22 protein-coding genes are annotated in these 26972 nt (G+C 42.8%); 5 read left to right on the top strand and 17 right to left on the bottom strand.

Features of this window, described 5'->3' with window-relative positions; translation table 11 throughout:
- Positions 1–39: 39 nt before the first annotated feature.
- Both OCV72_RS08970 and OCV72_RS08965 read right to left on the bottom strand, forming a co-directional pair.
- Entirely contained in the window at positions 40–1920 is a 1881-nt protein-coding gene (locus tag OCV72_RS08970; protein ID WP_330376577.1) for a glycosyl hydrolase family 18 protein, read from the bottom strand.
- A gap of 115 nt (positions 1921–2035) precedes the next feature.
- Positions 2036–2248 carry a hypothetical protein gene (locus tag OCV72_RS08965; RefSeq protein ID WP_028086551.1) on the bottom strand — a complete coding sequence of 71 codons (213 nt, stop codon included), beginning with the start codon at positions 2246–2248 and terminating at the stop codon, positions 2036–2038.
- Between the two features lie 482 nt (positions 2249–2730).
- Here OCV72_RS08965 and OCV72_RS08960 point away from each other — a divergent pair, with 482 nt between their 5' ends.
- The gene (locus OCV72_RS08960; protein WP_055283313.1) at positions 2731–3477 is read left to right on the top strand and encodes an adaptor protein MecA; all 747 of its coding nucleotides are present in this window, start codon (positions 2731–2733) and stop codon (positions 3475–3477) included.
- A gap of 113 nt (positions 3478–3590) precedes the next feature.
- Here OCV72_RS08960 and OCV72_RS08955 read toward each other — a convergent pair whose 3' ends face one another.
- Positions 3591–3812, bottom strand: a complete 222-nt coding sequence (locus OCV72_RS08955; protein ID WP_006427234.1) for a DUF1858 domain-containing protein — start codon at positions 3810–3812, stop codon at positions 3591–3593.
- A 435-nt stretch (positions 3813–4247) separates the two neighbouring features.
- Positions 4248–5129: a C40 family peptidase gene (locus tag OCV72_RS08950; RefSeq protein ID WP_055283311.1), complete on the bottom strand. Its 882-nt coding sequence runs from the start codon at positions 5127–5129 to the stop codon at positions 4248–4250.
- Positions 5130–5403: 274 nt separating this feature from the next.
- On the opposite strand from OCV72_RS08950, the gene OCV72_RS08945 reads away from it, so the two are divergent.
- A complete protein-coding gene (locus OCV72_RS08945) occupies positions 5404–5811 on the top strand; it encodes a Fur family transcriptional regulator (protein WP_055283309.1) in 408 nt (135 codons plus the stop codon).
- A 121-nt stretch (positions 5812–5932) separates the two neighbouring features.
- Complete coding sequence (locus OCV72_RS08940) at positions 5933–6475, top strand: NADH peroxidase (RefSeq protein WP_055283308.1); 543 nt, start codon at positions 5933–5935, stop codon at positions 6473–6475.
- A gap of 95 nt (positions 6476–6570) precedes the next feature.
- Here the strand turns inward: OCV72_RS08940 and OCV72_RS08935 are convergent, their stop codons facing one another.
- The 6 genes from OCV72_RS08935 to OCV72_RS08910 form a co-directional block, all read right to left on the bottom strand.
- On the bottom strand, positions 6571–7158 hold the full coding sequence (locus tag OCV72_RS08935) for an ECF transporter S component (protein WP_055283306.1): 588 nt from the start codon (positions 7156–7158) through the stop codon (positions 6571–6573).
- Positions 7159–7271: 113 nt separating this feature from the next.
- Entirely contained in the window at positions 7272–9116 is a 1845-nt protein-coding gene (locus OCV72_RS08930; RefSeq protein ID WP_055283304.1) for an alpha-amylase family glycosyl hydrolase, read from the bottom strand.
- A gap of 9 nt (positions 9117–9125) precedes the next feature.
- The gene (locus tag OCV72_RS08925) at positions 9126–11312 is read right to left on the bottom strand and encodes an alpha-galactosidase (RefSeq protein ID WP_055283302.1); all 2187 of its coding nucleotides are present in this window, start codon (positions 11310–11312) and stop codon (positions 9126–9128) included.
- Between the two features lie 43 nt (positions 11313–11355).
- Positions 11356–12198, bottom strand: coding sequence for a carbohydrate ABC transporter permease (locus OCV72_RS08920; RefSeq protein ID WP_055283300.1), 843 nt, complete (start codon positions 12196–12198; stop codon positions 11356–11358).
- Positions 12198–13076, bottom strand: a complete 879-nt coding sequence (locus OCV72_RS08915) for a carbohydrate ABC transporter permease (RefSeq protein ID WP_055283297.1) — start codon at positions 13074–13076, stop codon at positions 12198–12200. Before OCV72_RS08915 ends, OCV72_RS08920 begins: the two co-directional genes overlap by 1 nt.
- Positions 13077–13121: 45 nt before the next feature.
- Positions 13122–14405, bottom strand: coding sequence for an ABC transporter substrate-binding protein (locus OCV72_RS08910; RefSeq protein WP_055283296.1), 1284 nt, complete (start codon positions 14403–14405; stop codon positions 13122–13124).
- Between the two features lie 235 nt (positions 14406–14640).
- On the opposite strand from OCV72_RS08910, the gene OCV72_RS08905 reads away from it, so the two are divergent.
- Together OCV72_RS08905 and trhA are read left to right on the top strand one after the other, a co-directional pair.
- Positions 14641–15507 carry an AraC family transcriptional regulator gene (locus OCV72_RS08905; protein WP_055283294.1) on the top strand — a complete coding sequence of 289 codons (867 nt, stop codon included), beginning with the start codon at positions 14641–14643 and terminating at the stop codon, positions 15505–15507.
- A gap of 149 nt (positions 15508–15656) precedes the next feature.
- Positions 15657–16319 (top strand): PAQR family membrane homeostasis protein TrhA, encoded by a 663-nt coding sequence (gene trhA / locus OCV72_RS08900; RefSeq protein ID WP_055283292.1) that lies wholly within the window; start codon positions 15657–15659, stop codon positions 16317–16319.
- A gap of 114 nt (positions 16320–16433) precedes the next feature.
- Here trhA and OCV72_RS08895 read toward each other — a convergent pair whose 3' ends face one another.
- From OCV72_RS08895 to lepB, 7 genes are all read right to left on the bottom strand, one after another.
- On the bottom strand, positions 16434–16703 hold the full coding sequence (locus OCV72_RS08895; protein ID WP_055283290.1) for a GIY-YIG nuclease family protein: 270 nt from the start codon (positions 16701–16703) through the stop codon (positions 16434–16436).
- Between the two features lie 159 nt (positions 16704–16862).
- Positions 16863–17669, bottom strand: a complete 807-nt coding sequence (locus OCV72_RS08890; protein ID WP_055283288.1) for a M23 family metallopeptidase — start codon at positions 17667–17669, stop codon at positions 16863–16865.
- 44 nt (positions 17670–17713) lie between these two features.
- Positions 17714–18664: a SpoIID/LytB domain-containing protein gene (locus OCV72_RS08885; RefSeq protein WP_172677219.1), complete on the bottom strand. Its 951-nt coding sequence runs from the start codon at positions 18662–18664 to the stop codon at positions 17714–17716.
- A 93-nt stretch (positions 18665–18757) separates the two neighbouring features.
- Complete coding sequence (locus OCV72_RS08880) at positions 18758–21235, bottom strand: glycogen/starch/alpha-glucan phosphorylase (protein WP_055283286.1); 2478 nt, start codon at positions 21233–21235, stop codon at positions 18758–18760.
- Positions 21236–21268: 33 nt separating this feature from the next.
- The gene (gene ileS / locus OCV72_RS08875) at positions 21269–24424 is read right to left on the bottom strand and encodes an isoleucine--tRNA ligase (RefSeq protein ID WP_055283284.1); all 3156 of its coding nucleotides are present in this window, start codon (positions 24422–24424) and stop codon (positions 21269–21271) included.
- A 352-nt stretch (positions 24425–24776) separates the two neighbouring features.
- Positions 24777–26345, bottom strand: coding sequence for a D-alanyl-D-alanine carboxypeptidase family protein (locus OCV72_RS08870; protein WP_055283282.1), 1569 nt, complete (start codon positions 26343–26345; stop codon positions 24777–24779).
- Between the two features lie 26 nt (positions 26346–26371).
- Positions 26372–26929: a signal peptidase I gene (gene lepB / locus OCV72_RS08865; RefSeq protein ID WP_055283280.1), complete on the bottom strand. Its 558-nt coding sequence runs from the start codon at positions 26927–26929 to the stop codon at positions 26372–26374.
- Positions 26930–26972: the final 43 nt, after the last annotated feature.

Below are 26972 nucleotides of genomic sequence, written 5' to 3'. Positions count from 1 at the left end.
TATGACTGCAAGAGATATTTTATCTGTTATTCTGTTTGATTAATTGACATATTTCTGGATCAGATTCCAGATATCCGAACTTTCCTGTCCAAGAGACCACTCAGCTGTACCTGCAAGCTTATATTTCTTCATGAGTTTGAGCTTTGCTTCGATTGATTTGCTGTCTTCCAGCCAGATCTCATATTTGGATCCGTCTGCTTCCCATGTGGCATAGTTCTGTCCGGCCTTCTTATCCCAGGTCGTATCGACTCCGGCCTGTTTGACGATGGCCTGTGCATTATCCATACCATATGCATCACTCTCTACGGTTGCAGAATACTGTTCCGCATCCGTTCCTTTATCACTCTTCAGTTCTTCTTCCGTCTTCGGAGTCTCTTTCCACAGACGTGTAAAGAACGGAATACCGCTGATAACCTTCTCCGCCGGAACCTCTTTTAACGTCTCTGTGATTCCTTCTTTTACATAATTGTAAGAAGATACCGGACCTGCTTCAGGCGAACCTGCATAATACTCATCATATCCCATGATCACTACATAATCTGCTACAATTCCCTGCTCTTTACGGTCATACTGTGTGTTAAAGCTCTTTGGAACATAGTTGTCCACCGACAACACCAGTCCGTTCTGTCTGCATTTTACCGATAATTCACGGATAAATTCAATATAATGTTCTCCGCACTTATCGGAAATCTTTTCGAAGTCTACATTGATACCATCAACGCCGACACGGAGTGCCTCTGCAATCAGCTGCGTGATCAATGTCTCACGTCTGGATGTATAGCTGAGCAGTTCGTAAGATTCCTTCTCCGAACTGATGCCTCCGTCAAAATCCCTGACGGTCATCCACACTTCCACATTCTGCTTATGTGCGTAACTCACATAATCTGCCGATGCGATAGAGCTGATGTTACCGTTCGTATCTGCCACATGGATCCATGTCGGAGCCAGTGTCGTAAGCCCTTTCGTCTGGGCGATCCTCTGCGCCACCGCATTGTTCGCATCCTGGTTCGTCACATTATGCCATGCCATATTGATCGTGTAATCTTTGCTGATATTGGAATAATCCTGCTCTTCAAACTTTCTGGTAATATTCTTCTTTTCTTCGTTCTTCAGAGCTTTGTTCTTTACATATCCGATCACACCATCTGCTGTGCGTACTTTTTTCCAGTTCTGTTCACTCTCAACGACTGTTACTTCATCTTTTTTCTTAAGTTCTGCCAGCACCGGGCTCTTTACTCCGCCCTGATAACGCACCTGTGTATTCTTTTTCACAGTTGCAACATCCGTTTTTCCCCATTTTGTCCTGATCATAACATGATCCGGATTATTTGACACTTCATAATCAATATTCGTGTACTGCTGGACAAAATCCAATGCAATATATGCTGTGTTTCCTTCTGTTTTTAAAATAACGTAATCTTCGCTTTTCTTTTTTCTGGATATAGAGTAATCCTTACTGCCGACATCTACCGATATCATATCTTCCGGGAGCATATACAACAGAACATTTTCATTCGGATCCCAGTAGAACCGGCTGTTGATATAATCTCTTACAATATTATACGCAACATATACTTTTCCACCTGCCAGTTTTCCTTCTGCCTCCACGACTTTATTATCCACCGTGATACCAACCTGTCCATCCTTTTCTATCCCATAATATTTCTTCATATCATATTGTTCTTTTGATGGGCTGTAACGTTTCCACAAAATGATTCCTGCAATTGCTGCAATGATTAATATGATCAACAGGACAAACCGTATCATGCGTTGTCTTTTTCTTCTCCGCCGCATACGCGCACGCTCCGCCGGAGTTCTCTGTCTTTTTGGCGGATGATTGTCTGACGGTCTTCTTCTCTGTGATTTTCCATATGTTCTTCGGTTTTCATATGTGCGGCTACTTCTTCCTCTGTCTTCCATGCTGCACCTCCTACAGGTCACATTATAACAAAACGTAAGATACACGTCATTATATTTCGACATTTTCCTTAAAACTTTCGTCTTAATCTGCGGGGTATTTACATATTTTTCCTGATTAAATTGCTATATTCTGAAACCACAACTCTTTTACATCACCTTTGTCATTGAGCACATAATCTCTCATATATGCCTGATTTTCACACATCGTATGTGCCTGTACAATCTGCATGGGGCTGGCTGGTATTCCATTGATCCTGAGGCTTATATTTTTCTTTTCATAGCCTGTCAGTTCCTGGAACATATTCTTCCATTCGTCATTGTCCCCCATGTTCCTTCCTCCTTTTTACCGGATGATAACTATGAATGTTGCGCATATCTGCAGCGAAGGAGATGCCCGTGATACAATGCTGTTTTTACGCAGCAACAAATTATGTTTCAACTGGAAATAGTCCCCGGCAATTAAATATTTTTCATATTATGTCAAAATTATACTGTGAAATATCTGCCTGAAACGGCTGTGTAATCTGATTTGCTTTTGATAGATCCATCCCACCCGGAACGTGGAATTGAAATATAAATGCCTGGTACGGCGTTCTGTTCCGTCCCCAAAATTAAAATTCAAAAAATTCTCCCTTATTGGTTCTAACAACATAGTTATCAGGGAAAACTATCTTCCAGTAGCGTCATTATATCTGATAAAATTTGAAGAATCAAGTCTTTTTTTATTTTATTATTCCTTTTTGTTTATACTAAATTTATTGAACATCAAACATTTTCTATGATATACTATTTTAGAAGGAAGTGATGATTATGAAGATTGAAAAAATCAGTGACAACCAGATCCGTTGTACTTTGACACGCGCCGATCTGGCTGACCGTCAGTTACAGCTCAGTGAACTGGCATACGGAACCGAAAAAGCAAAATCACTTTTCCGCGATATGATGCAACAGGCAGCCTTCGAATTCGGATTCGAAGCAGAAGACATTCCTCTCATGATAGAGGCAATCCCTTCCGCCGATTCGATCGTGCTGATAATTACAAAAGTCGAGGATCCTGAGGAACTCGATACCAGATTTTCAAAATTTGCACCTTCTTCCATTGCTGATGCCAGGAAAAAGAATACTCCGGGCAAGCTGGAAGGAGCAGAAGGTTTACTCGATCTGCTCGGAAAGGTTCAGGAATCATTTGAAGCACAGGCAGCAAAGTCTGCCCCGGATACCACATCCGCTTCCGGTGATGATACAGAAAAAAAAGATTCCGGTAACAATATCCGGCTCTTTTCTTTCCCTGTGATGGAGAATGTACTGAAAGCCGCCAGACTTCTGGCTCCGATGTACCACGGTTCCAATACTTTATACAAGGACGAACAGGAGGAGATGTATCTGCTGGCACTTGCCCGGTCCGATCACTCCGCCGCAGATTTCAATCGGATCTGCAATATGTTGTCTGAATACGGCGCTTTAGAAAGAGCGTCCGGCGCAACTTTCGCGTTCCTGGAAGAACACTGCAAGACATTTCTTTCCGGAGATGCGGTTCAGCAGCTCGCCAATATTTAGCCGGAATTATGATCCGGAATTGTCATAAAGCTCTGCTATCGGCAGTTCTTTACAAATAACTGCAAAAAAACTCTACAGGAATCCTGTAGAGTTTTTTTATAGTTATTTTTATATTATGCCTGGCTTGCTTCCAGTGTTGCATTCAGTTTTGCAACTAAGAGGTCTGGATCAATTCCGTGTCCCATAGCGCCTTCTTCGATAGATTCCATCTGAGAATGTGGGCATCCGATGCATCCCATTCCTGCTTCCATCAGATCGTCAACAAGCTTTGGACATGTAGAATAATATTTGGAAAGCAGTTCACCAAATGTCATGTCTTTTGTAATCTGTGCCATCTTATCGCCTCCTTTTTATTTCAGTGTTTCCATTATAGTAGCTTTTTACCATTGTGTAAACATTTTCCGCAAATTTATTCTTAATATTTGACTACTCAAATGTCAATATGGATAACTCTTTTTTTCGACATTTCTTCATTTTTATAACAACTCTACAAAACGTGCGTTCTTTTTCTATCCCCGAATAATCCCCCGTTTTTCCCGATTTGGGTGTGGATAACGTGGATAACTTTGTGAAAATCCCCATTTTTCTACATTTTTTGCATTTTTTGATGTGGATAACTTTTTTCATGAATTTTTTTGTATTTTTTATTTTTTGCAGAAATATATCGATTTTTGTGGATTTTGTATATTGTGGATAACTTTCAATTCATGTGGATAGTGTGGATAAAAAAAGAACCGGGGAATTTTTCAGAATTCCTCCGGTCTCTTTTCTTATATCAGTCGTCTTACGGTCACAATATTCGTATAGGTTGCCGGCAGGATCCCGATTCCTTTTGCACTGTTGATCGCATTTACGATCTGCCCATTTCCCATATAGATTCCTACATGGCCATTATATAAGATAATGTCTCCCGCAACTGCCTGATCGTAACTTACCGCCGTTCCCACATTCTCCATATCCCATGTCGTACGCGGAAGTGCGATTCCAAAATGTGCAAATACCGACTGTACGAATCCGGAACAATCCGCTCCGTTTGTGAGGCTCGTACCTCCCCATACATACGGATTTCCAATAAACTGACACGCATAATCTACAATTGCCTGCCCGTTTCCCGCAGCCTGCGCCTTCTGCTCCTCCTGCTCCTTTTGAAGTCTTGCCGCCTCTTCTTCTCTCGATTCGGCATACGTAAATGCATCTTCTGCATTTCCCGTGTCATTGTTCTGCACTAACTCTTCTGCCTTCTTCTGTGCCTCATTTCCTACCGTTATATATCTGGAATACACATACCCGGTCACATTTCCCGACTCAACCTTCGTCCATTCTCCCACAGGACCGGTGATCTTTGCCGCATAATCCGGATATAGTTTTCCAACCCATTCGCTGTCTGTTGTTGGTTCACTTCTTATATAAAGAAACGATTGTACATTTGCGAATGCCATATCTGAATACTCACCCTTTTGTTCCGGTACAAGATGATCATTTACCGGTATTGTCTTATCTGATGTGTAACAATCTTCCAGTATCTGCGTGTTTCCCGCCGCCGGTATATTCTGCGTATCATCTATGTCTGCAGCATGCACCGCCATTGGAAATGCTGTCATGATCCCGGTTAGACTAACCAGGAGCACTCCTTTTTTAAGAATCGAATCCATAAACTCCCTCCTTTATGTTTTCTCGTCTTTTGTAATTGTTACAGAATTGTTACATATGTTACGTTTGTTATTATATCATCCACATACGCTTTGTCAAGTATTTCTTTTATTTTCAAGCATATCATATGTCACCCCACTGTTTCCCATTCGTCTTTTTCTTTTATTTTGTTACATTTTGTTACATTTATTTATCCTTATTGACAAATGATATCAACAGCACTATACTAAAGATATCAATCGTAGTAATTATTATCGTTATCGAAAGGAGGATGTTATGGCTGCTTTAAAATACAGTAAACAGCGAGCCTCTATCAAAGAGTATTTATTACACACAACCGCACATCCTACGGCTGATACCGTATATCTTCATATAAAAGAAGAATTTCCGAATATCAGCCTCGGAACCGTCTACCGCAACCTGAATCTGCTTGCCGACATCGGTGAAGCACTCCGGATTCCGACACCTGCCGGTGGCGATCGTTTTGATGGGCGCTGCGAACCTCATTACCATGTAGTATGCACGAATTGCGGAAAAGTATTCGATCTGGAAATGGATGATTCTTATATTCAAAAGATCAACGAAGATGCTAACGCATGTTTTGATGGAATCATCGAATCTCACACTACACTTTTCCATGGTCTTTGTGCCGAATGCATAAAGAAAAAAAACGAGAATAAATAATAAAATTCATCAAAAACTAATTGACAAAACAATGATATCGTGCTAAATTAATATCAGTAACAATTACTAATATTAATTTCAATAAATCAAAAAACATTTCAAAGAAAAGGAGAACAACATTATGAAAAAATTTGTATGTACAGTATGCGGATATGTTTACGAAGGAGAGGCTGCACCGGCTGAATGTCCAATCTGCCACGCACCGGCTGATAAGTTCAAAGAACAGACAGGTGAAAGAGAATGGGCTGCAGAGCACGTTGTAGGTGTTGCAAAAGGTGTCAGCGAAGATATCTTAGCTGATTTAAGAGCGAACTTCGAAGGAGAATGTTCAGAAGTTGGTATGTATCTTGCAATGGCAAGAGTTGCCCACAGAGAAGGTTATCCTGAAGTAGGATTATACTACGAAAAAGCTGCCTGGGAAGAAGCTGAGCACGCTGCTAAATTCGCAGAGCTTCTTGGCGAAGTTGTTACAGACAGCACAAAGAAGAACCTTGAGATGCGTGTAGATGCCGAGAACGGAGCTACAGCCGGTAAGTTCGATCTTGCAAAACGTGCAAAAGCTGCTGATCTGGATGCGATCCATGACACTGTTCATGAGATGGCTAAAGATGAGGCCCGTCACGGAAGAGCTTTCGAAGGACTTCTCAAGAGATATTTCGGATAAGAATAACGGATTCTGATATCAGAAGAAGAGCGGATACACCACTTAAGGAGTATCCGCTCTTTTTGTTCATTCATTATTTTTTCCACTATCCTGTTCTATGCCATGCGCACATAGATCTTTTTCACCGGCTGGTACAGAACCGCAATTGCGATCACCATAAAGACTGCATTGATCACCGTAGCCGGAAGAGATGTAAATGCTCCCACCGCAGCCGCTGCGAATCCACTTCCAATGATCATCATAGATATGGTTCCCATAATAAATTCCATGATCACGTTGATGCATCCGTAAACCACAGCACAGATCATCGCTGCTCCGTATTCTTTCTTTTTATCACCGGCTGTCTTTTTCTTCAGCATCACAAAGAGTGCTCCGACGATCAGACACTTCAGCGCCGTCTCAACAAACGTCTTTGGCGCATCTTGCATATATCCATTTAACATATCAAAGATGGTAAGTCCCAGCGTTCCGGATACGGCTCCTCTTTTTCCTCCCTGAAGTAACAATCCCATTACGACAAATATATGTCCGAAATGAAGAAATGGTGTTCCGACTGCTGCCGGAAGCGGAATCCTGAAAGACTGGATTCCCAAAAATGTAATTGCTGTAAAGAATGCCGTGATCACCAGATTCTTCACCTTATCATTATGAATGGTCTTTCCTGCTGCTGTATTTGTACTCATTGTACTCTTCCTTCCTGTTGTAATATGTAATGAAAAATAAATTCTGCTGAATATATTAGCACGATAGTGGATTCGTCCAAACAGCCAGTTGTAACATTTCCATACAGGCCAGTTTATTTTTCACACCAAAGGAAGTCGTACCCTCTTAATCTTATATCTTTTAATTCCATCTTTTCACTCGTCAGCAGATTACGATATACTCCATCTTCCTGCATCCACGCTGTCTTCTCCTGATCACTGAAGTTGAATATTCCAAAAAATCTTCTTCCCTTATATTCACGTAATATGCAAAGGACACTGTCATCATGCACATCGTATGTATACACATCTGCATCTTTATCAAATGTTATTTCCTGTCTGCGGATCTTTTCCAGCCGGTCAAGAGTCTGGAAGATACTTCCCTGAACAGTTGTGGGATCATTCTTATTCTCTGCAAGCTCCCACTGCAGCTTACCACGATGGATGTATCTTGAATCTGCACACTTAGCAGGATCTTCTTTATAACTATAGTCGTTCACCTGCCCCAGTTCATCGCCACTGTATAACATCGGGATACCCGACTGTGTCAACATATATGCATGCAGCATAAGATCTTCCCTGACCGCAGTTTCCATTGCTTCTTTGTTTTGTTCAAATCCGGCTTTTTCAATTCCACACATCGATGCCGTTGTCCCACAGAAACGTGCATCCTGCGTTACCGGATCATCATTATACAATTCTCCGCGGCTTATACTTCCCGCTATTTTCCCTGTAAAATAATCATTCAGGTAACGCTTATGTGGGATTTCTTCCATCCCCCACTGTTTCAGGGTCTCATAATCCAGTCCCCATCCGATATCATCATGACAGCGCAGATAGTTTAAAAATACATACTGTTTCGGCAGGTGGTTCAGAATATCCATCTGTTTTTTCAACAATCGGATATCTCGTGCCGCTATGCTGTTCCAGGTCGTTGCCATGGTAGTCACATTATAAAGCATGTGACATTCCGGTTTTTCTATCGTCCCAAAATACGGCACTACTTTTTCCGGTTCCATTACAACTTCACCAAGAAGTAATACGCTCGGACATACAATTTCTGCAATCATACGCATCATACGGACGATTGTGTGTACCTGTTTGAGATTTCTGCAGGTAGTTCCTAGTTCTTTCCAGATATATGGCACCGCATCAATTCTCACAATATCTATTCCCTGATTTGTCAGATACAGGAAGTTATACATCATCTCATTAAACACTCTCGGATTGCGGTAATTCAGATCCCACTGATACGGATAAAATGTCGTCATTACATAATGGCCGTTCTCCGGAAGATATGTAAAGTTTCCAGGGGCTGTTGTCGGAAATACCTGCGGCACTGTCTCCTCGTATTTCTCCGGCACATCATTATTATCATAGAAGAAATACCGGCTCATATACTCTCCTTCGCCATTCCTTGCCCGCTTCGCCCATTCATGGTCTTCTGACGTATGATTCATAACAAAATCCATACACACATTGATATCTTCCTCATGACACTTTTCTGCCAGTTCTGCAAGATCCTTCATCGTACCGAGATCCGGGCGTACCTTACGGAAATCTGCCACCGCATAACCGCCGTCAGATCTGCCTTCCGGCGTATCCAGGAAAGGCATAAGATGAAGACAATTAATGTTGCATTCTTTCAGATACGGAATCTTTTCTTTTACACCTTGCATATTTCCCGCAAAATTATCTATATAAAGCATCATGCCAAGCATATCTTTCCTGTGATACCAGCCGGCTTCCTGCTCTCTTTTTGCATCTCTTTCTTTCAGTTTGCTGCTCCGTTGTCTGTAATACTCATACATCTTGGAACACAATTCCGCGAACATATCATCGCTCTGATAAAGTTCCATGTAAAGCCACCTGAGCTCATCATGATGTTTCTCTAACCTATATTGAAAAATACTGTTATTTTTTTCTACGCTTTTTCCCATTTTTATACTCTACTCTTCTGCTGCCAGATGCATCTGGTATGCCTTGAATTCTCCCATTTCCACAGGCATCGGAATTCCTGCTTCCATAAGTGCTGCACCATTATATATTTTTCCTGTTTCCGTGTCACGATAGATCGCACTACATTTCAATCCTTGAAGCTTTACATAATTCACAGTCATATTTCCATGAATTTCCTGCAGTACGACGTTCAGAAGAACTTCTTTCTGATCTTCGGATACAAATGCCCATGCTGCATATTCCTCCCTCGCAGGATCAGACAGCCGGTAGTACAGTCCCGTCTGGATCAGTGGTGCGAACTTCCGGTATTCTTCCACCTGTAACCGGATCTCCTGCTTCTCTTCTTCGGAAAGTTTTCCAAGATTCAATTCATATCCGAATGTTCCGGCCATTGCCACTACACCTCTGGTATGCAGAGATGTGATCCTTCCTGTCTGATGATTCGGCACTGCTGATACGTGTGACCCTACAGCGGATACCGGATAACCGAATGAAGTACCATATTGGATCTGCAATCTGTCCAATGCATCTGTATTATCACTGCACCAGATCTGCGGTGTATAATACATCATTCCGGCATCAAATCTTCCACCGCCGCCGCTGCATCCTTCGATCAGCAGATCCGGATATCTTGTCACGATCCTTTCCAGAAAATCATATAATCCAAGAACGTAATCATACATGACTCTTCCCTGATCTTCGGTTCCTCTCGAGAACACATCCATAAGGCTCCGGTTCATATCCCATTTCACATACTCAATATTTCCCTGATCCAGGACTTTACAGATCTGATCAAATATATGATCTACAACTTCTTTTCTCGAGAAATCCAACACCAGTTGATTTCTTGCATGAACCGGATTCCTTCCCGGAATAGTAAGTGCCCAGTCCGGATGTTCTCTGTACAGATCACTGTCTTCCGAGATCATCTCCGGCTCCACCCAGATTCCGAATTTTACACCCAGATCATTGATCCTCTTTATCAGATCTCCCAGTGTCCCCCCAAGCTTTTTCTCATTGACAAACCAGTCCCCGAGACCGCTGTTATCATCATCACGTTTTCCAAACCAGCCGTCATCCAGCACCAGCATGTCAATGCCTGCATGCTTTGCCTCTTTTGCCAGTTCGTATAAGGTATCACCATCAAAATCAAAGTAAGATGCTTCCCAACTGTTCACCAGAACCGGACGGACACTTTCTTTGTACTTTCCTCTGCAGATATGCTGTCTGATACATCTGTGCAGATTCTGTGAAAGAAGGTTCATTCCACTTCCGGAAAAAGTAAGAAGTACCTCCGGTGTATAGAATGTTTCTCCTTCTGTCAGCGGATACGAGAACATCTCATCCTGCAGCCCCATAAGCGCACGTGTCTGTCCAAACTGATCTTTCAGTGTCTCACCTTTAAAATTTCCACTATATACAAAAGACATTGCATAACAATTTCCATATTGATCCGTCGTATTCTCATCCGCAAGAATCATCATCGGATTATACTGATGGCTCGAAGTTCCTCTCACACTTCCGATCACATGACTTCCATGTGTGACCGGCTCTCTCTGCATCGTTCTCTCCATTGCATGTCTTCCGTAAAATGTCAGAAGATCATATTTCCCCTGAACAAAATCCAGACATGCAGACTGCGCTTTCCTGATACATATCTTTCCTTCGCCACGATAAACGATCTTCTCGCTTCTTGTGATCACATCATAATCAGGAAGCACACCATACTGCAATGTAACTTCTACGCCTGTAACCGCATCTTCCATTACGATCTCCAGTGTCTGGCTCTCCGTCTCATCCGCATAAACTGCCGGAAGACCCGGAATCTTATATTTTCCATTAAAAATGTGATGCGAACGGTAACGCAGATCACACGCTGTACTTCCATCTGCATTTTCAACGATCAGTGCCGTGCTTCTGTAATCTCCGGTTCCATAGGAAGGATACTCCTGCGGAAGTGCATCCATAGAATATGTTCTGTCATCCCCTGCATCAAACGGATTTCCAGAGAATCCCCTGTCATAATACGTCAGCAGATAATCCATGCAGCTTCCATCTGTTTTCTTTCCATAATACAGGTGCAGGAGGAACCCATAAGGGTCCACCTGCATCTGATACGTTGTATTCTTTGTCTGTATTGTAAATGTCCTGTCTGATTTACTGTAAACAATTCCCATTTTCCAGTCTCCTTTTTGTGTCTTTTTTCCGATTTGTATTTTCTTATTTTACAGCTCCATTTACCACACCGTTCAAGATATGCTTCTGACAGATCAGATAGAAGATCAGGATCGGCAGAAGTGCCAACAGGTAAGAGGCAAATGCCAGGTTATAGTTCGTTCCAAACTGTGTCTGGAAATTAAGCTGTGCCAGCGGCAGTGTGTTCTTTCCTGTGCCTGACATAATAACCAATGGTGTCATAACATCGTTCCACGTTCCAAGTGCTGTCAGAACCGCAACCGTTGCATGCATTGGTTTCATGATCGGAAAGATGATCTTCCAATAAGTTGTCCATGTACTTGCTCCATCCACGCATGCTGCCTCTTCCAGCGCTCCGGGAATGTTTGTCAGATATCCGGAATACAGCAGCACATTCATCGGCATATAAAATACCAGATATAAGATGATCACTCCGGCTCTGTTCGCAAGTCCCATCTGCGCCGTCTGTTTTACGACCGGCATCATCAGGATTGCAAAAGGTACGAACATACCACTGACAACATAAAAATAAATAAACTTATAAAATTTACTATGTGCCTTATTTCTTGCAATTGCATATCCAAGCAGTGAATGGATCAGCATTGCAAGCACTACCGTCACAACTGTGATCAGCAGACTGTTTCCCAATGAGTTCCAGAAATCTGTCACTTTCATCGCCTCTGTAAAATTACTCAGACTGAAATGCTTTGGAAGCGATAAGATTCCTGCGACATCATTCGTCATTTCCGAAGGTTTCTTCAGCGCAATGACAACAGTCATATACAATGGAAATACTACAGTGATCAGCCCTGCGATCAAAAGAATCGTTACAGGCCAGTTTATTCTTTCTTTCCCAACTTTTTTCATTACAACTGTTCCTCCTTCTTACCGGTGATAGTCAACTGCATTACCGAAATCACTACAATCACAATAAAGAAAATAACTGCATTTGCGCTTTGGAATCCAAACTGTCCACCACTCATTCCGTTATTATAGATCAGATATGAGATGGATTCTGTACTCTGGGCAGGACCTCCTTTTGTCAATGCCATGATCTGATCAAATACCATCAGGAAGTTTTTCACACTCAGAACCATATTGATAGAGAAAAATGGAATGATCAGTGGAAATGTCAGGTTCCTGAATTTCTTCCATCCTGTAGCACCATCAATGGCACCTGCTTCATATACATCCTCCGGAACCGTCTGAAGTCCTGAAATATATATGATTGTGTTCATTGCTATCGACTGCCATGCACACACGATCACAATCGCGATCCACGCAAGATTTGTATTAGAAAGCATACTGGAACTAAATGTCTTACTTCCGATCATTTTTCCAAATACAGGGAGGATATACGTAAAGAAATAGTTGAAAATGTATCCTACCACCAGTGCTCCCAGTACATTCGGGATAAAATATGCACCCCTGAGTGCGCTTTTGAACTTGATCTTACTATTTAGTCCGAGTGCCATCAGAAGACTCAATACATTTGTCAAAATTGTCGCCGCAATTGCCAACTTAAATGTAAAGATATATGAGCCTCCGACTCTGGAATCGGTAAACAGATCTTTATAATTACGAAGACCTACCCAGTCGTAACTTCCGTATCCTTTAAAATTGGTAAAACTATAGATGACACCTTTGATCAGCGGCAGCGTATTGAAGCAGAAAAATAATGCAACAATCGGAATCGTGATCAGAAGAAATGTCCGCTTTCTATCATTTAATTTATTCTTTTTCATCGTACTAACTCCTTGAACTTCCGTATTACCAGTAACTTATCTGTCTTAGTCATTATGCGATTTCTCGTAATCTTCCACTTTACGGATAATATCACGATTATATCTTACCCAGTCTGTATCAAATTTCTTAAGAAATGCCTTGCTGTCTTTTTTCATCAGGAATGTCTGGATCTGTGCGTCTACCGCCATTTCCGATGGATAATAATGATCCTGATAGTCAGACATTTTTCCTTCTTTTATATATTCTTTCATTCCTTCAAGGGTTGATGGCAGTTCAAAATCTCCTTCTTTACAAGGAACCGCCTTCTGCGCATCCAGATATGCCTGTACATTCTCATCTTCCAGGAGAAAATCTAACACTTCATATGCTGCCTCTTTATTTTTGCAGTCTTGCATTACGCAGAACTGAAGATCTATTCCTGAGTTCAACTTATTTTCTTCCTTGTTATTATTTGCCGGCATTACAAATGAATCAATCTCCATATCCGGATTCACTGTCTGGATCTGTGGAATTGCATAACTTCCGATCGTATACATTGCGGACTCACCTTTTGCAAATGCCGTACACGCCCCGTTGTAATCATATGCAAACGGGTCATCCGGTCCATATGGAAGCAGCTCCAGCATACGTTCTGCCACTTCTTTATATTTCTTCGAAAATGTTGTCTTTCCGCGGTTCACCTGTGCACACACATCTGCGGGTGCAAGATCTACCGCAACCGCATTCCACGGTGCAAGACAAGTCCATGTATCTTTAAATCCAAAATAAAATGGCTGGATTCCTGCATTCTGTATCTCCTGACACAGGCTCATGAGTTCATCCCATGTAGTTGGTATTTTCCATCCATGTTCTTCGAACATTTCCTTGTTGTAAAGAATTCCTGCTGCATTTGCAACGTATGGTACCGCATAAGTTCCTTTTTCCGGAACAAATTCCAGATTTTTATCAATTTCTTTATATGCCTCTTTAATATCTTCCAGACCCTTATAGTCGCAAATATCCATCAACATGTCAGAATCGATAAAGTTTGAATAGTTCACGTCTCCTCCGATTCCAATAATATCCGGATTATCCTCCCGGATAAATCTCGTCTTCAAAACAGTCATTGCATCATTCGGAGATTCAATTGTAAGATGAATATCATCATGTGTACGGTTGAATTCTTCTTCTATTTTCTCAAATGTTTTTACTGCTTCCGGCTTATACTGCACAAGTTCTATTTCTGTCTTTCCTGTCTTCTCCTTCTGCCCGCATCCCTGCAGCGTCATAGCCCCAGCCATCGTAAGAACCAGTCCGGCACTTACCAGTTTCCTGTACTTCCTATGCATGTTTTTCAAACTCCTTTTGTTCCGTTCCTTCCTGATTTTGAACCTTTCCCGGGATATTTTCTTGTTTTCATCGTCAGGTTTTTTTATTTTTTATTTACAATTGAATTGTAACATACCCTTATGCGTCTATAAATATCATCATATTATATGTTTTATTGCAAAATGCGATTTTTCCCGTTATATATTGAAGTCATCTAGCATTTTGGTATATACTGTTTTAAAAAGGAGGATTCCTATGAGTAATCTTTTATTTTCCGTTTTCCCAAATGAAAATTTTGTTGATATCGGACTTTATCAGTATGGCTGGGAACAATGTGAACCTTCCCATTCTTTTGGACCTGCCGCCAGAAACCATTATATCTTTCACTATGTGATATCCGGAACCGGAACTTTAATGGCCGACGATTCTTCCGGCAATACAATAAAATATCAGGTGAAAAGCGGACAGGGTTTTATGCTATTTCCTAATCAGATCAATACTTACATCGCAGATCAGGATCTCCCATGGGAATATACCTGGATTGAATTTGACGGACTCCGTGCCAAAGAGATTGTCTCTACTGCCGGACTCAGTCCGGATCATCCGGTCTATCATGCCGGTTCGAAAGATCTCCGCAATGAAATGATGAACGAAATGTTATATATTACCAGACATTCCGGTTCCTCCTCCGATTCACCGTTCCATATAATCGGACATTTGTATCTCTTTTTGGATTATTTCATGCGTTCTGCTGCTACAGTGCGCATGAAGCAGAGTGGAAAGATCAGCGATTTTTACATCAAAGAAGCATTATCTTATATTGAGCAAAATTTTCAGAACAATATTACCATTGAAGACATTGCTTCTTTCTGTGGTCTGAACCGGAGTTATTTCGGAAAGATTTTTCACGATTCCATCGGAAAATCTCCTCAGGAATTCCTGATCAGTTACCGCATGACGAAGGCTGCAGAACTTCTGAAACTGACCTCTTTATCCATTGCAGATATCGGAAATGCCGTCGGATATCCGAATCAGTTACATTTTTCAAGAGCATTCAAGAATACCTATGGAACTTCTCCAAGAAGCTGGCGCAATGAAAATAAATTAGAACCTGATATGTAAAAAATCAAGCGGAAAAGGATTATTTTGATTTTAAAAATATTTTCCTTTTCTGCTTGATTTTTTTCTTTTTCTGGTATAATATACACATATAGCAAACATAGTATTAAAAACTACATGTCATATTTTCGACATTCAGGAGGTGCATGACTATGGCAGAGCAGTTAAAAGAACACATTAAAGATCCGGGAAGTGCGATTACACATTTTATCGGAATGCTGATGGCAATATTCGCAGCAATCCCATTGCTTTTAAAAGCAGCACGCGAACCAAGTAAGATTTACATTATCGCAATTGCTGTGTATGCGGCAAGTCTGATCTTACTGTATGCGGCAAGCACAACTTACCATACATTCGATAAATCAAAAAAAGTAAATACCATTCTTAAAAAGATCGATCACATGATGATCAGCGTTCTCATCGCCGGAAGCTACACCCCGATCTGCCTGTTAGTACTTGGCGGCAGAACCGGGATCATCCTTCTTGCGATCGTATGGTCATTTGCCATCGCCGGAATCCTGATCAAAGCATTCTGGGTATACTGCCCGAAATGGGTTTCCTCCGTGCTTTATATCGGCATGGGCTGGACCTGCGTACTGGCATTTACACAATTGCTGAATTCTTTAAGTCCGGCGGCTTTCGTATGGCTGCTGGCCGGTGGTATCATCTACACCGTTGGCGGCGTGATCTATGCTTTGAAGCTTCCGATCTTTAACAGTAAGCACAAATATTTCGGAAGCCATGAGATCTTTCATCTGTTTGTGATGGCCGGAAGTGCCTGCCACTTTGTGGTGATGTATGCTTTTGTACTTTAATGATATTAAGTGAAAAAAGCTGCCGGTGGCAGCTTTTTTCACTTAATATCATTTATTTTTACTTATTCCGCGAGTTCGAATTCATTCTGGATCTTCTCTCCGATCTCGATCTGCTTATCCACACTCTTTTTCACATAAGTTTCCGTTTCCTTGGATCAGCAGTTCCTTTTCTCTCCGTGTCAACTGTTTGATCGCATATTCCCGGCTCATTGCCTCATTCTTCGTCTCATGTTCTTCGTAATACACAAGCTTCACCGGTCTTCTAGTCTTCGTGTATTTTGCACCTTTTCCACTGTTGTGTGCTTTTATCCTCTTATCCAGATCATTTGTCCAGCCTGTGTATAACGTACTGTCTGCACATTTTATGATATAGGTATAATTCATGTAGTTGTCCCCACTTATCCACAATCGGTCTGATTTTTCCTGTAATAATCCACTTTATTTTATCTGTTATCCTGCGGAAAGTCAATTTTATCCACCCCTCAAAAAGAAGGACCGCACAAGAAACGGACAGGGATTTCCGGGAATCCCTGTCCGTTTCTTTTAATCCTGATCCGCCGTATACTCCACCGGATTCACCGGCTGCCCGTTTTTGCGCATCTCAAAATATACATTACAGCCTTCTTTGCTGTAATACTTCGTCGGCTGGCTCACATAACCAAGCACACTCTTCGCTTCTACATAGTCCCCGACCTTCACAGGTACTTCTTTCAGCTGTCCGTATAACAGCTCGTATCCGTTTCCGATGTCTACATTGACCGTTATTCCCGTCTGTGCACTGACATCGATCGACTTGATGATCCCGGGTGCGCCGCAGAGTACCTGGTCTCCCTCTGCACCTTCGATGATCACGGCCGGATTATACTTATACTGATCCAGCGTCTGGAAATATACCGTCTTATCCATGCTGTAGCTCATGATCACAGCCCCGTTCACCGGCCATAGGATGTAGCTGTCTTCTGTAAAGTTGATATTATGACTCTTTCCTGCTGTTGCCTGGGTTCCCGTTCCATTCTGCTCTGACTGATCTGTCATTCCGGTTCCGTCTGATTCGTTTTTCTCATCAACGGTACTCTCATCTGCTGCGCTTTTCTTTGTACTGCTTCCGGTATTCTCACTTTTTACTTTTGATGTTCCGGTTTCTCTTGTCAGATCGCTGTTCTCTTTGTTGTCTTTCTTTGTCTCTTTCTGCCTGCTTTTTTCTTCCGCCTTCGCCAGCTCATTTTTCTGCGTTTTCCTGTAATCATTAAATGTATATGTTCCTGCTATTGCAATTGCTGCCACAAAACATAACACTGCTGCCACGGTAGCACGCCGTTTGGACATAGACGTTTTTTCGTTTTTCTTCATTTCATCACCACCTCTGACCATATTTTTGCCAGATCGTGATGTAGTTATACATTTTTTATAATTTCTGTCACTTCTTTTATATCCGTTCCTTTAAAAAAATATTTTAATATTTTTCTATATCCTTGTTTCTTTTTTGCCATCTCATTCGCTGTGTACTGGCTCATACCGATTCCGTGACCGGCTCCTCTTGTGGTTACTCTTAACTTTCCATTATAAGGCTGCAGCGTAAAACAACTGGAAGCCAGATGATATTTATTTCTGAATTCTTCCCCGCTCATTACCTTGTCTCCCACGCGGATCTTCAATACATATCCCACGGAATCCGTCTCCTGTATCTCCACATCTAGCGTTTCAATACCTGTAGTTTCCTCATTTTCGCCTTTTTGTTCACTCTTCACTTCCAGTATCACCGTCTGTATCTCATTTTCAGCATTTACATCCACGGGGCATTCCACGATTTTCAGATAAGGATACTCTTCCTTTCCAAGCACCTCTTTTGCGTCTCTTGTATATCCGTTACTCAGATTAAAAAATGGTGTCATTGCCAGATCTTTTCCATAGAACAGCACTTGTCCCGCAGTCGATTCCAGTGCGTTTTTTAACTTTCGGTAATTTTCCGCATACCGCATGCCCCACGCAGATTTCATCTGTTTTTCTGTCCAGAATTCGTCTGCTGCTTCTTCCGGCAGTGTGCCGTCTCCTCCGGCTTCCTGAATCATGCGATATACTTCTGTCCGGATGAGCACTGCCTGTGCGTTCAGTGCTTCTTTCTCATAATCTGCCGGCATATCTCTGGCCAGCACTCCGATACAATACTCCTCCACAGGCATCTTTCCGTTTTTCTCTATTTTCACCATCGTTTCATCTGCTTTGGAAGCAGTGATGATCTTCGGTCCATTTATAAATACGGTTATGATATACGGAAGCAAGACTATGATAAGCAGCCAGCAGCCGGCCTGTTTCACTTTTTCACTTATTATCCTGTATCGTCTCATATATTGCACACCTCCCCGACGGCAGAGCCACTTTCCCCGTCCCCACTGGCACAAAAAAGCCCTCCCATACCTTAAGGTATGAGAGGGTTTTTTTTAATATTCCAGTTCATCCTCATTGATCACAACATGATCCAGATGCCAGATATCATCTACATATTCCTGGATCGTTCTGTCTGCCGAGAACTTACCGCAACAAGCGGTATTCTTAAGAGCCATCTTAGCCCATTTGTCTGTATCTTTGTAAGCTTCCATTGCACGGGCCTGTGCATCTGCATAAGAACGGAAGTCTTTTAAGATAAAGTACATATCTGCTCTTGCACCACCCTGATTGTTCAGAAGGCTGTTGTAAAGGTCACGATACATCTCTTTATCACCGTTTGCATAAGTTCCGTCTACCAGCTGGTCTACCACTCTTCTGATATCCGGATCGTTGTTGTAGATATCGTATGGATTGTATCCACCGTTCTGCTCATAGTTGATAACTTCGTCTGCACTCAGTCCGAAGATAAATGCATTGTCGATTCCAACTTCGTCTACGATCTCTACGTTCGCTCCGTCCATCGTTCCGAGTGTCGGTGCACCGTTCATCATGAACTTCATGTTACCTGTTCCGGAAGCTTCCTTGGAAGCTGTAGAAATCTGCTCACTGATATCTGCTGCTGCGAAGATCAGCTCTGCGTTCGATACGCGGTAATCTTCAATAAATACAACTTTCAGTTTGCCGTTGATGCTGCGGTCATTGTTGATCACATCCGCAACTGAGTTGATCAGTTTGATGATCTCTTTTGCACGGATATATCCTGCGGAAGCCTTTGCACCGAAGACGTATGTCTTAGGATAGAAGGACATCTCCGGATGCTCTTTGATCTGGTTATACAGATACATTACATGCAGGATATTCAGCAGCTGACGTTTGTATTCGTGCAGACGTTTTACCTGTACATCGAAGATTGATCTTGGATCTACTTCTACACCGTTGTGCTCTTTGATGTAAGCTGCAAGACGCTCTTTGTTCTTGAACTTGATCGTCATGAATTCTTTCAGAGCCTCTTCGTCATCCAGCCATTCCTTCAGTCCGCTCATCTTGGACAAGTCTGTAATCCACTCTTTTGTGCCGAGCTTCTCTGTTACCCAGTCGGCAAGCAGCGGGTTCGCATGCATAAGGAAACGTCTCTGTGTGATACCATTGGTCTTGTTGTTGAATTTCTCCGGCATCATCTGATAGAAATCTTTCAGTTCCTGGTTCTTCAGGATCTCTGTATGCAGCTTTGCAACACCGTTGACAGAATAGCCTGCAACGATTGCAAGATGTGCCATCTTAACCTGACCGTCCATCAGGATCGCCATCTTCTTTACTTTCTCTTCATTACCAGGATGCTGTGCTCTTACCTGCTCGACAAAGCGGCGGTCGATCTCCTGGATGATCTGATAAATACGTGGAAGGAGTCTTGAGAACAGATCGATCGGCCATTTCTCAAGTGCTTCTGCCATGATCGTATGGTTCGTATATGCACAGCATTTTGTTGTGATATCCCATGCTTCATTCCATCCGAGATTCTCCTCATCAAGAAGAATACGCATCAGCTCTGCTACTGCTACTGTCGGATGTGTATCATTCATCTGGAATGTTACTTTCTCCGGCAGTTTGCTGATATCACCATGTTTCTTTTTAAACTTTGTAATTGCAGCCTGGATACTTGCTGATACGAAGAAATACTGCTGTTTCAGTCTCAGTTCTTTTCCTGCGATGTGGTTATCATTTGGATAAAGCACTTCTACGATATTCTTCGCAAGGTTCTCCTGCTCAACGGCTTTGTGATAATCTCCACGGTCAAAAGAATCTAACTGGAAGTCTACGATCGCTTCTGCATCCCAGATACGAAGTGTATTCACGATGTGGTTGCCGTATCCTACGATTGGATAATCATAAGGGATCGCCATTACAGATTCATAGTTCTCCTGAACGAAGTGTGTCTTTCCTGTCTCATCGTATTCCACACGGATATTTCCGCCAAAACGTACTTCTTTCGCATATTCCGGTCTGCGAAGCTCGAACGGGTTGCCGTCTTTTAACCAGTTATCCGGTGCTTCTACCTGATAGCCGTCTCTGATCTTCTGCTTGAACATACCATAACGGTAACGGATACCGCATCCATAAGATGCATATCCCAGTGTTGCAAGAGAATCCAGGAAACATGCTGCCAGACGTCCGAGTCCACCGTTACCAAGTGCCGGATCCGGCTCCTGGTCCTCGATCACGTTCAGGTCGATTCCCATCTCTTCCAGAGCTTCTTTTACTTCCTTATATGCCGTCATGTTGATCAGGTTGTTTCCGAGAGCTCTTCCGAGCAGGAATTCCATGGACATGTAATATACGGTCTTCGGATCGTCTTTCTCATACTGTTTCTGTGTTGCAAGCCAGTCATCGATGATGGCTTCCTTTACAGCATAAGAAACTGCCTGGAACAACTGCTGCGGAGTTGCCTCTTCTACTTCCTTACGGAACAATGTCTTTACATTGTTCCGTACATCTCTTTTAAATACGTCTTTTTCAAATCTTGGATTATACATTTTCTACTTCCCTTCTAACAAACTGGGCTTTGATTATCTCTTTTCCACACCGATCGTTACAGCTTCTCCATTGATCTTCCACTCTTTCGTGTAGCCTGCAGGTACTGCTTTTGTAACTTCCAGTGCAAGTGTTTCATCTGCGATCGTAGATGCATTGTCTGCAAATACTTTCTCTGCTTTTTCTGTACCTTCATAAGATACTGCGATCTTATCCATAACTTCGAATCCGGCTTCCTTACGCATGGTCTGTACTTTACTGATGATCTCACGTACAAATCCTTCTTCCAGAAGTTCTTCGGAAAGGTTTGTATCCATAACAACTGTAATTCCGTTGTCATTCTCAGATACATATCCCGGCATCTGTGCAGATTCGATCAACAGATCTTCGCGGAACAGAGTCACTTCCTGTCCATTGATATCAAGCTTCAGGGCATCTGTAGCATTTAACTCATCCATTGCTGCATTTCCTTCGAGGTTATCGAGTGCTGCTTTAATACCTCCTAACATTTTACCATATTTTGGTCCCACTGTCTTTAACTGAGGTTTAAAAGTATATGAAGTAAAGTCACGAACATCTTGTGTAAATGTTACATTCTTTACATTTAATTCATCTTTTACGATGTCTTTGTAAAATTCCGGTACTTCAAAATCAGCTTTTACATACATCTGTCCGATCGGCTGACGGTTCTTGATATTTGCAGTATTTCTGCATGCACGTCCCATAACAACCAGCTTCAGAACATTGTCCATATTAGCTTCCAGTTCTGTATCGATATGTGCTTCATTTACAACCGGGAAGTCACACAGATGGATACTTTCCGGAGCGTTCTCGTCCACGCTTCTTACCAGGTTCTGATAGATCTCTTCTGTCATGAACGGGATCATCGGCGCTGCCGTCTTACAGATCTCAACCAGTGCTGTGTACAGAGTCATGTAAGCATTGATCTTATCCTGTTCCATTCCCTTAGCCCAGAAACGTTCACGGCTTCGTCTTACATACCAGTTACTCATATCGTCTACGAAGCTCTGAAGTGCCTTTGCAGCCTCCGGGATCTTGTAGTTGGACAGGTCATAGTCTACTGCCTTGATTGCGGAATTGAGCTTAGACAGAAGCCATTTATCCATAACGGACAGCTTGTCGTATTCCAGTGTGTATTTTGTTGCATCGAAATCATCGATATTCGCATACAGTACGAAGAACGCATAGGTGTTCCACAATGTTCCCATGAACTTTCTCTGTCCTTCTACAACGGCTTTTCCGTGGAAACGGTTCGGAAGCCATGGTGCACTGTTGACATAGAAGTACCAGCGGATCGCATCTGCTCCGTATTTCTCCAGTGCGTCGAACGGATCAACTGCATTTCCCTTGGACTTACTCATCTTCTGACCATTCTCATCCTGCACGTGTCCAAGTACGATAACGTTCTTGTATGGTGCTTTGTTGAAGATCAGTGTAGAGATTGCAAGCAGTGAGTAGAACCATCCACGTGTCTGGTCAACAGCCTCGGAGATGAAGTCTGCCGGGAACTGCTTTTCAAATAACTCTTTATTCTCAAATGGATAGTGATGCTGTGCAAATGGCATAGATCCACTGTCGAACCAGCAGTCGATAACTTCCGGTACTCTGTGCATCTGCTTTCCGCAGCATGGGCACTTGATCGTTACTTCGTCGATGTATGGGCGGTGAAGTTCGATCTCATCCGGGCAGTTGTCGGACATTTCTTTCAGCTCTTCGATGCTTCCGATCGAATGCTGGTGTCCGCATTCACACTCCCAGATATTCAGTGGAGTTCCCCAGTAACGGTTACGGCTGATACCCCAGTCCTGAACGTTCTCAAGCCAGTCGCCGAAACGTCCTTTACCGATGCTTTCCGGAATCCAGTTGATTGTATTGTTGTTGGCGATCAGGTCATCTTTTACTTCTGTCATCTTGATGAACCATGATTCACGAGCGTAGTAAATAAGTGGTGTATCACATCTCCAGCAGTGTGGATAACTGTGCTCGAACTTCGGTGCATCGTAGAGAAGTCCGCGTCCGTCGAGGTCTTTTAATACTTCCGGATCAGCTTTCTTAACGAATAATCCGGCAAACGGAGTCGTCTCTCCCATGTTACCTTTTTCGTCTACCAACTGAACGAACGGCATATCATATCTACGTCCGACCTTGGCATCGTCTTCACCAAACGCAGGAGCGATATGAACCACACCGGTACCGTCTGTCAGTGTTACATAAGTATCGCATGTAACGAAGAATGCTTTCTTGTTCTGCTTAGAAGCGCAGTCATAAGCACACTGGTATAATGGCTCATATTCTTTGTATTCGAGATCTTTACCTTTGTATGTCTCAAGAATCTCGTATGCTTTTGTTCCGTTTTCTTCATCGGCAAGTCTGCCAAGTACGGTATCGAGAAGTGCAACAGCCATGTAATAAGTATAGCCGTCGGCAGCTTTTACTTTCGCATAGTCTTCTTCCGGGTTTACGCAGAGTGCGATGTTGGATGGAAGTGTCCATGGTGTAGTTGTCCATGCGAGGAAGTATGCATCCTCTCCTACTACTTTGAAACGAACGATCGCAGAACGTTCTTTTACATCTTTATAGCCCTGTGCTACTTCCTGTGCAGAAAGCGGAGTTCCGCAGCGAGGACAGTATGGCACAATCTTGAATCCTTTATACAGGAGCTTCTTGTCCCAGATTCTCTTGAGTGCCCACCACTCAGACTCGATAAAGTTATTATCATATGTTACATATGGATCATCCATATCAGCCCAGAAACCTACGGTATTAGAGAAGTCTTCCCACATACCTTTGTATTTCCATACGCTTTCTTTACATTTCTTGATGAATGGTTCCATACCGTATTTTTCGATCTGGTCTTTTCCGTCCAGTCCGAGAAGCTTCTCAACTTCCAGCTCTACCGGAAGTCCGTGTGTGTCCCATCCGGCCTTTCTTGGAACTTCGTATCCCTTCATGGTACGGTATCTCGGGATCATATCCTTGATAACACGTGTCAGAACGTGTCCGATGTGCGGTTTTCCGTTGGCTGTCGGAGGACCGTCGTAGAACATATAAATCTCGTTGCCTTCACGGTCACGCATACTTTTTCTGAAGATGTCATTGTCTTCCCAGAATTTCTCTGTCTGTTTTTCTCTGTCTACAAAATTAAGATCCGTAGAAACTTTCTTATACATATTTACCTCCATAAAATTAAAACATAGAATTAAAAAAAGCTTCCGCCCTGTATAGGACGAAAGCTGTACTTACGTTTATAAACCACCTAACATACCATCATATGTCTTCCCTGTAACGGAGGAATACCGTCAGTTTTTACTCAGTCACTTACCGAAACCTTTCAAAATCTGCAACTCAGAAGTGATATTCAGATATATCTTACTTGCACCGGACTTCCACCATCCCCGGCTCGCTGCTGCGTTCTGTTATATCCTACTGTCTTCGTCAGCGTTTTTCACACCCTTTATTATATGCAACAATCCTAAAATCCGTCAAGGGGTTTTACCTTATTTTTCATGTATCCTCTGTCTTTTATCTTCTCCGGCGTATCAATACAACGATCAGGCTGACGATCAGGATCACCAGTGCCACACATCCTCCGGCGATCATATATTGTTCCGAAGCCGATTTCCCGGCATATTTCTTCTGGCCAAACGCCCATGCTGCTTTTGCTTTCTGCACGAAATTCGTCCAGATGCTCTTTGCGCTTAATTTTCCACCGGAGTTCTTCGTTGTCCCGGAGTTATCCACATTCTCCTTCTTATTATCCACACGTTCTTTCCCTGTACTTATTTTCTGCAGGTATTCTTCCGTGAACTTTGCTGTCGCACTTCCTACCGGATGTCCGTCATAAGTATATTGGATCGTTCCTTTTCCGGTCTTTTCATCTACGTCTGTAATCTCATAGTCTGTATCTTTGTATGAGACATCCTTCGGCAGGATCACATAGCCATCTTCCAGCGGCTGGTACTCATTCCCGCCCGTCTGTGCGGATCCGGCGTCCTCACTTTCATCCGATGCCGTTATGAATTCTTTTACTTCTGCCGGTTTCTTCTCATCTGCCACCGGAATCTTCTGGAAATTATTAAATACATATTCGAACAGATTCTTTGTATCCGGATATATATTCGCTCCATGTGTCCTGAGTACGACACATACCAGTTTCATATTGCCGTTATCAGCCATGGTGATCAGTGTGGATAAGGCATTGGATGTATATCCCGTCTTTCCTGCGACCGCATACTGGTAATAATTTTTATTTTCTTTTATAAGCATCTTATGATGCTGCGGAAATACGTGCTCTTCCGTCGTATCGGATGCCGGGATCGTATAACTCTGCTCCTGACAGATCTTTAAGAATTCCGGATAACGCCAGATCTCCCGGCCGATCAAAGCCATGTCACGCGCACAGGTATAATGATTGTCATCATGAAGCCCGTTCGCATTGACAAAGTTCGAGTTCTTTCCGCCGAGACTTTTGCACTCCTCGTTCATCTGCTGTATGAACCAGTTGTAATCGTGCCCGGCATTCTTCCCGACATTTTCCGCAACCGCATAGGCTGCTTCATTTGCCGAGGCAAGCAGTGTCGCATACAACGCCTGTTCCAGTGAGATCACATTTCCTTCTTTTAATCCTGCGGAAGAATCTCCCGGCTGCATAAAAGATATACAGTCATTCGAAAATGTTACCTGGTCTGACAGGCTACCATATTTTAATGCGATAAGGCTGGTCAGAACTTTTGTGATGCTGGCAGGATATTCATGCCCGTCAATATTCTTCGCATATAAGATACTTCCGGTTCCTGCATCCATCACGATCGCTGCTTCTCCGTATGTTCCCGGTCCTTGCGGCCAGTTCTTCCAGCTGTTCGACTGGATCTCCATCTTATAAGCATCTTCTTCTGCCTTCTTCTCCAGCTCTTCCGGAGTCATGTCTTCTTCTTTTTTCTCTTCTTTCTGGGTATCATCTGCCGCTGCGTCTGCTGCCTGCGCATTCCCGGTGCTGTCCGGCTCCGCATATACCGTACTGTGCGGCATCCCTGCTGCCACCGCAAGTATCACCGCAAGAACTACGGCTGCTATCTGTTTTTTCCCCCGCATAATTTCTATTCTCCTCTGTCGTTTCGTTATGGTCTTCCCATATACCACTCAATCTTTCCTTCAATATCGGACACCTTCACCGTTCCGATCTCCCGCGAATCTCTGGATACTTCTCTGTTATCTCCGAGGACAAATACCTCTTTGTCTCCGACTCTCAGTGGATATGTGATCTTTGACGACTTCTTTTCTGTCGTTCCTATCTCTCCGTCGTATCTTACTTCTTCTCCGTTTACATATACTTTGCCATCCTGGATATTAACCATGTCTCCGGCCACAGCTATGACCCGCTTTACATAATCCTCTCCGGATGGCCGGGCGATCGCCACGATGTCTCCGGCCTTATATTCCTTACATCTTCTGTTATATATAACGATGTTCTTGTCATGAAGTGTCGGATACATCGAATTCCCATCAACAGTCGAGATTCCCATCAGTATATAGAAGATCAGGATCACCACTGCTGCTATCCCCAGGAACTGCAATGTCACGATCAGTCTCTGGACGCGCATCTCTTTCTTTTTCTTTCTGCGCGTCTCGGGATCTACATCTTCCAACACTTTCTTCTTGATTGCATCTATCTCCATATTCTATCCTTTGTCCTTTTCCTGTCTTTCCTGCGTCTTATTC

The sequence above is a fragment of the Dorea amylophila genome (assembly GCF_025567265.1).
Classification (GTDB): domain Bacteria; phylum Bacillota; class Clostridia; order Lachnospirales; family Lachnospiraceae; genus Dorea_A; species Dorea_A amylophila.
Note: the sequence above shows the minus strand (reverse complement) of the source record. Positions and strands in the feature narration are given on the sequence as shown.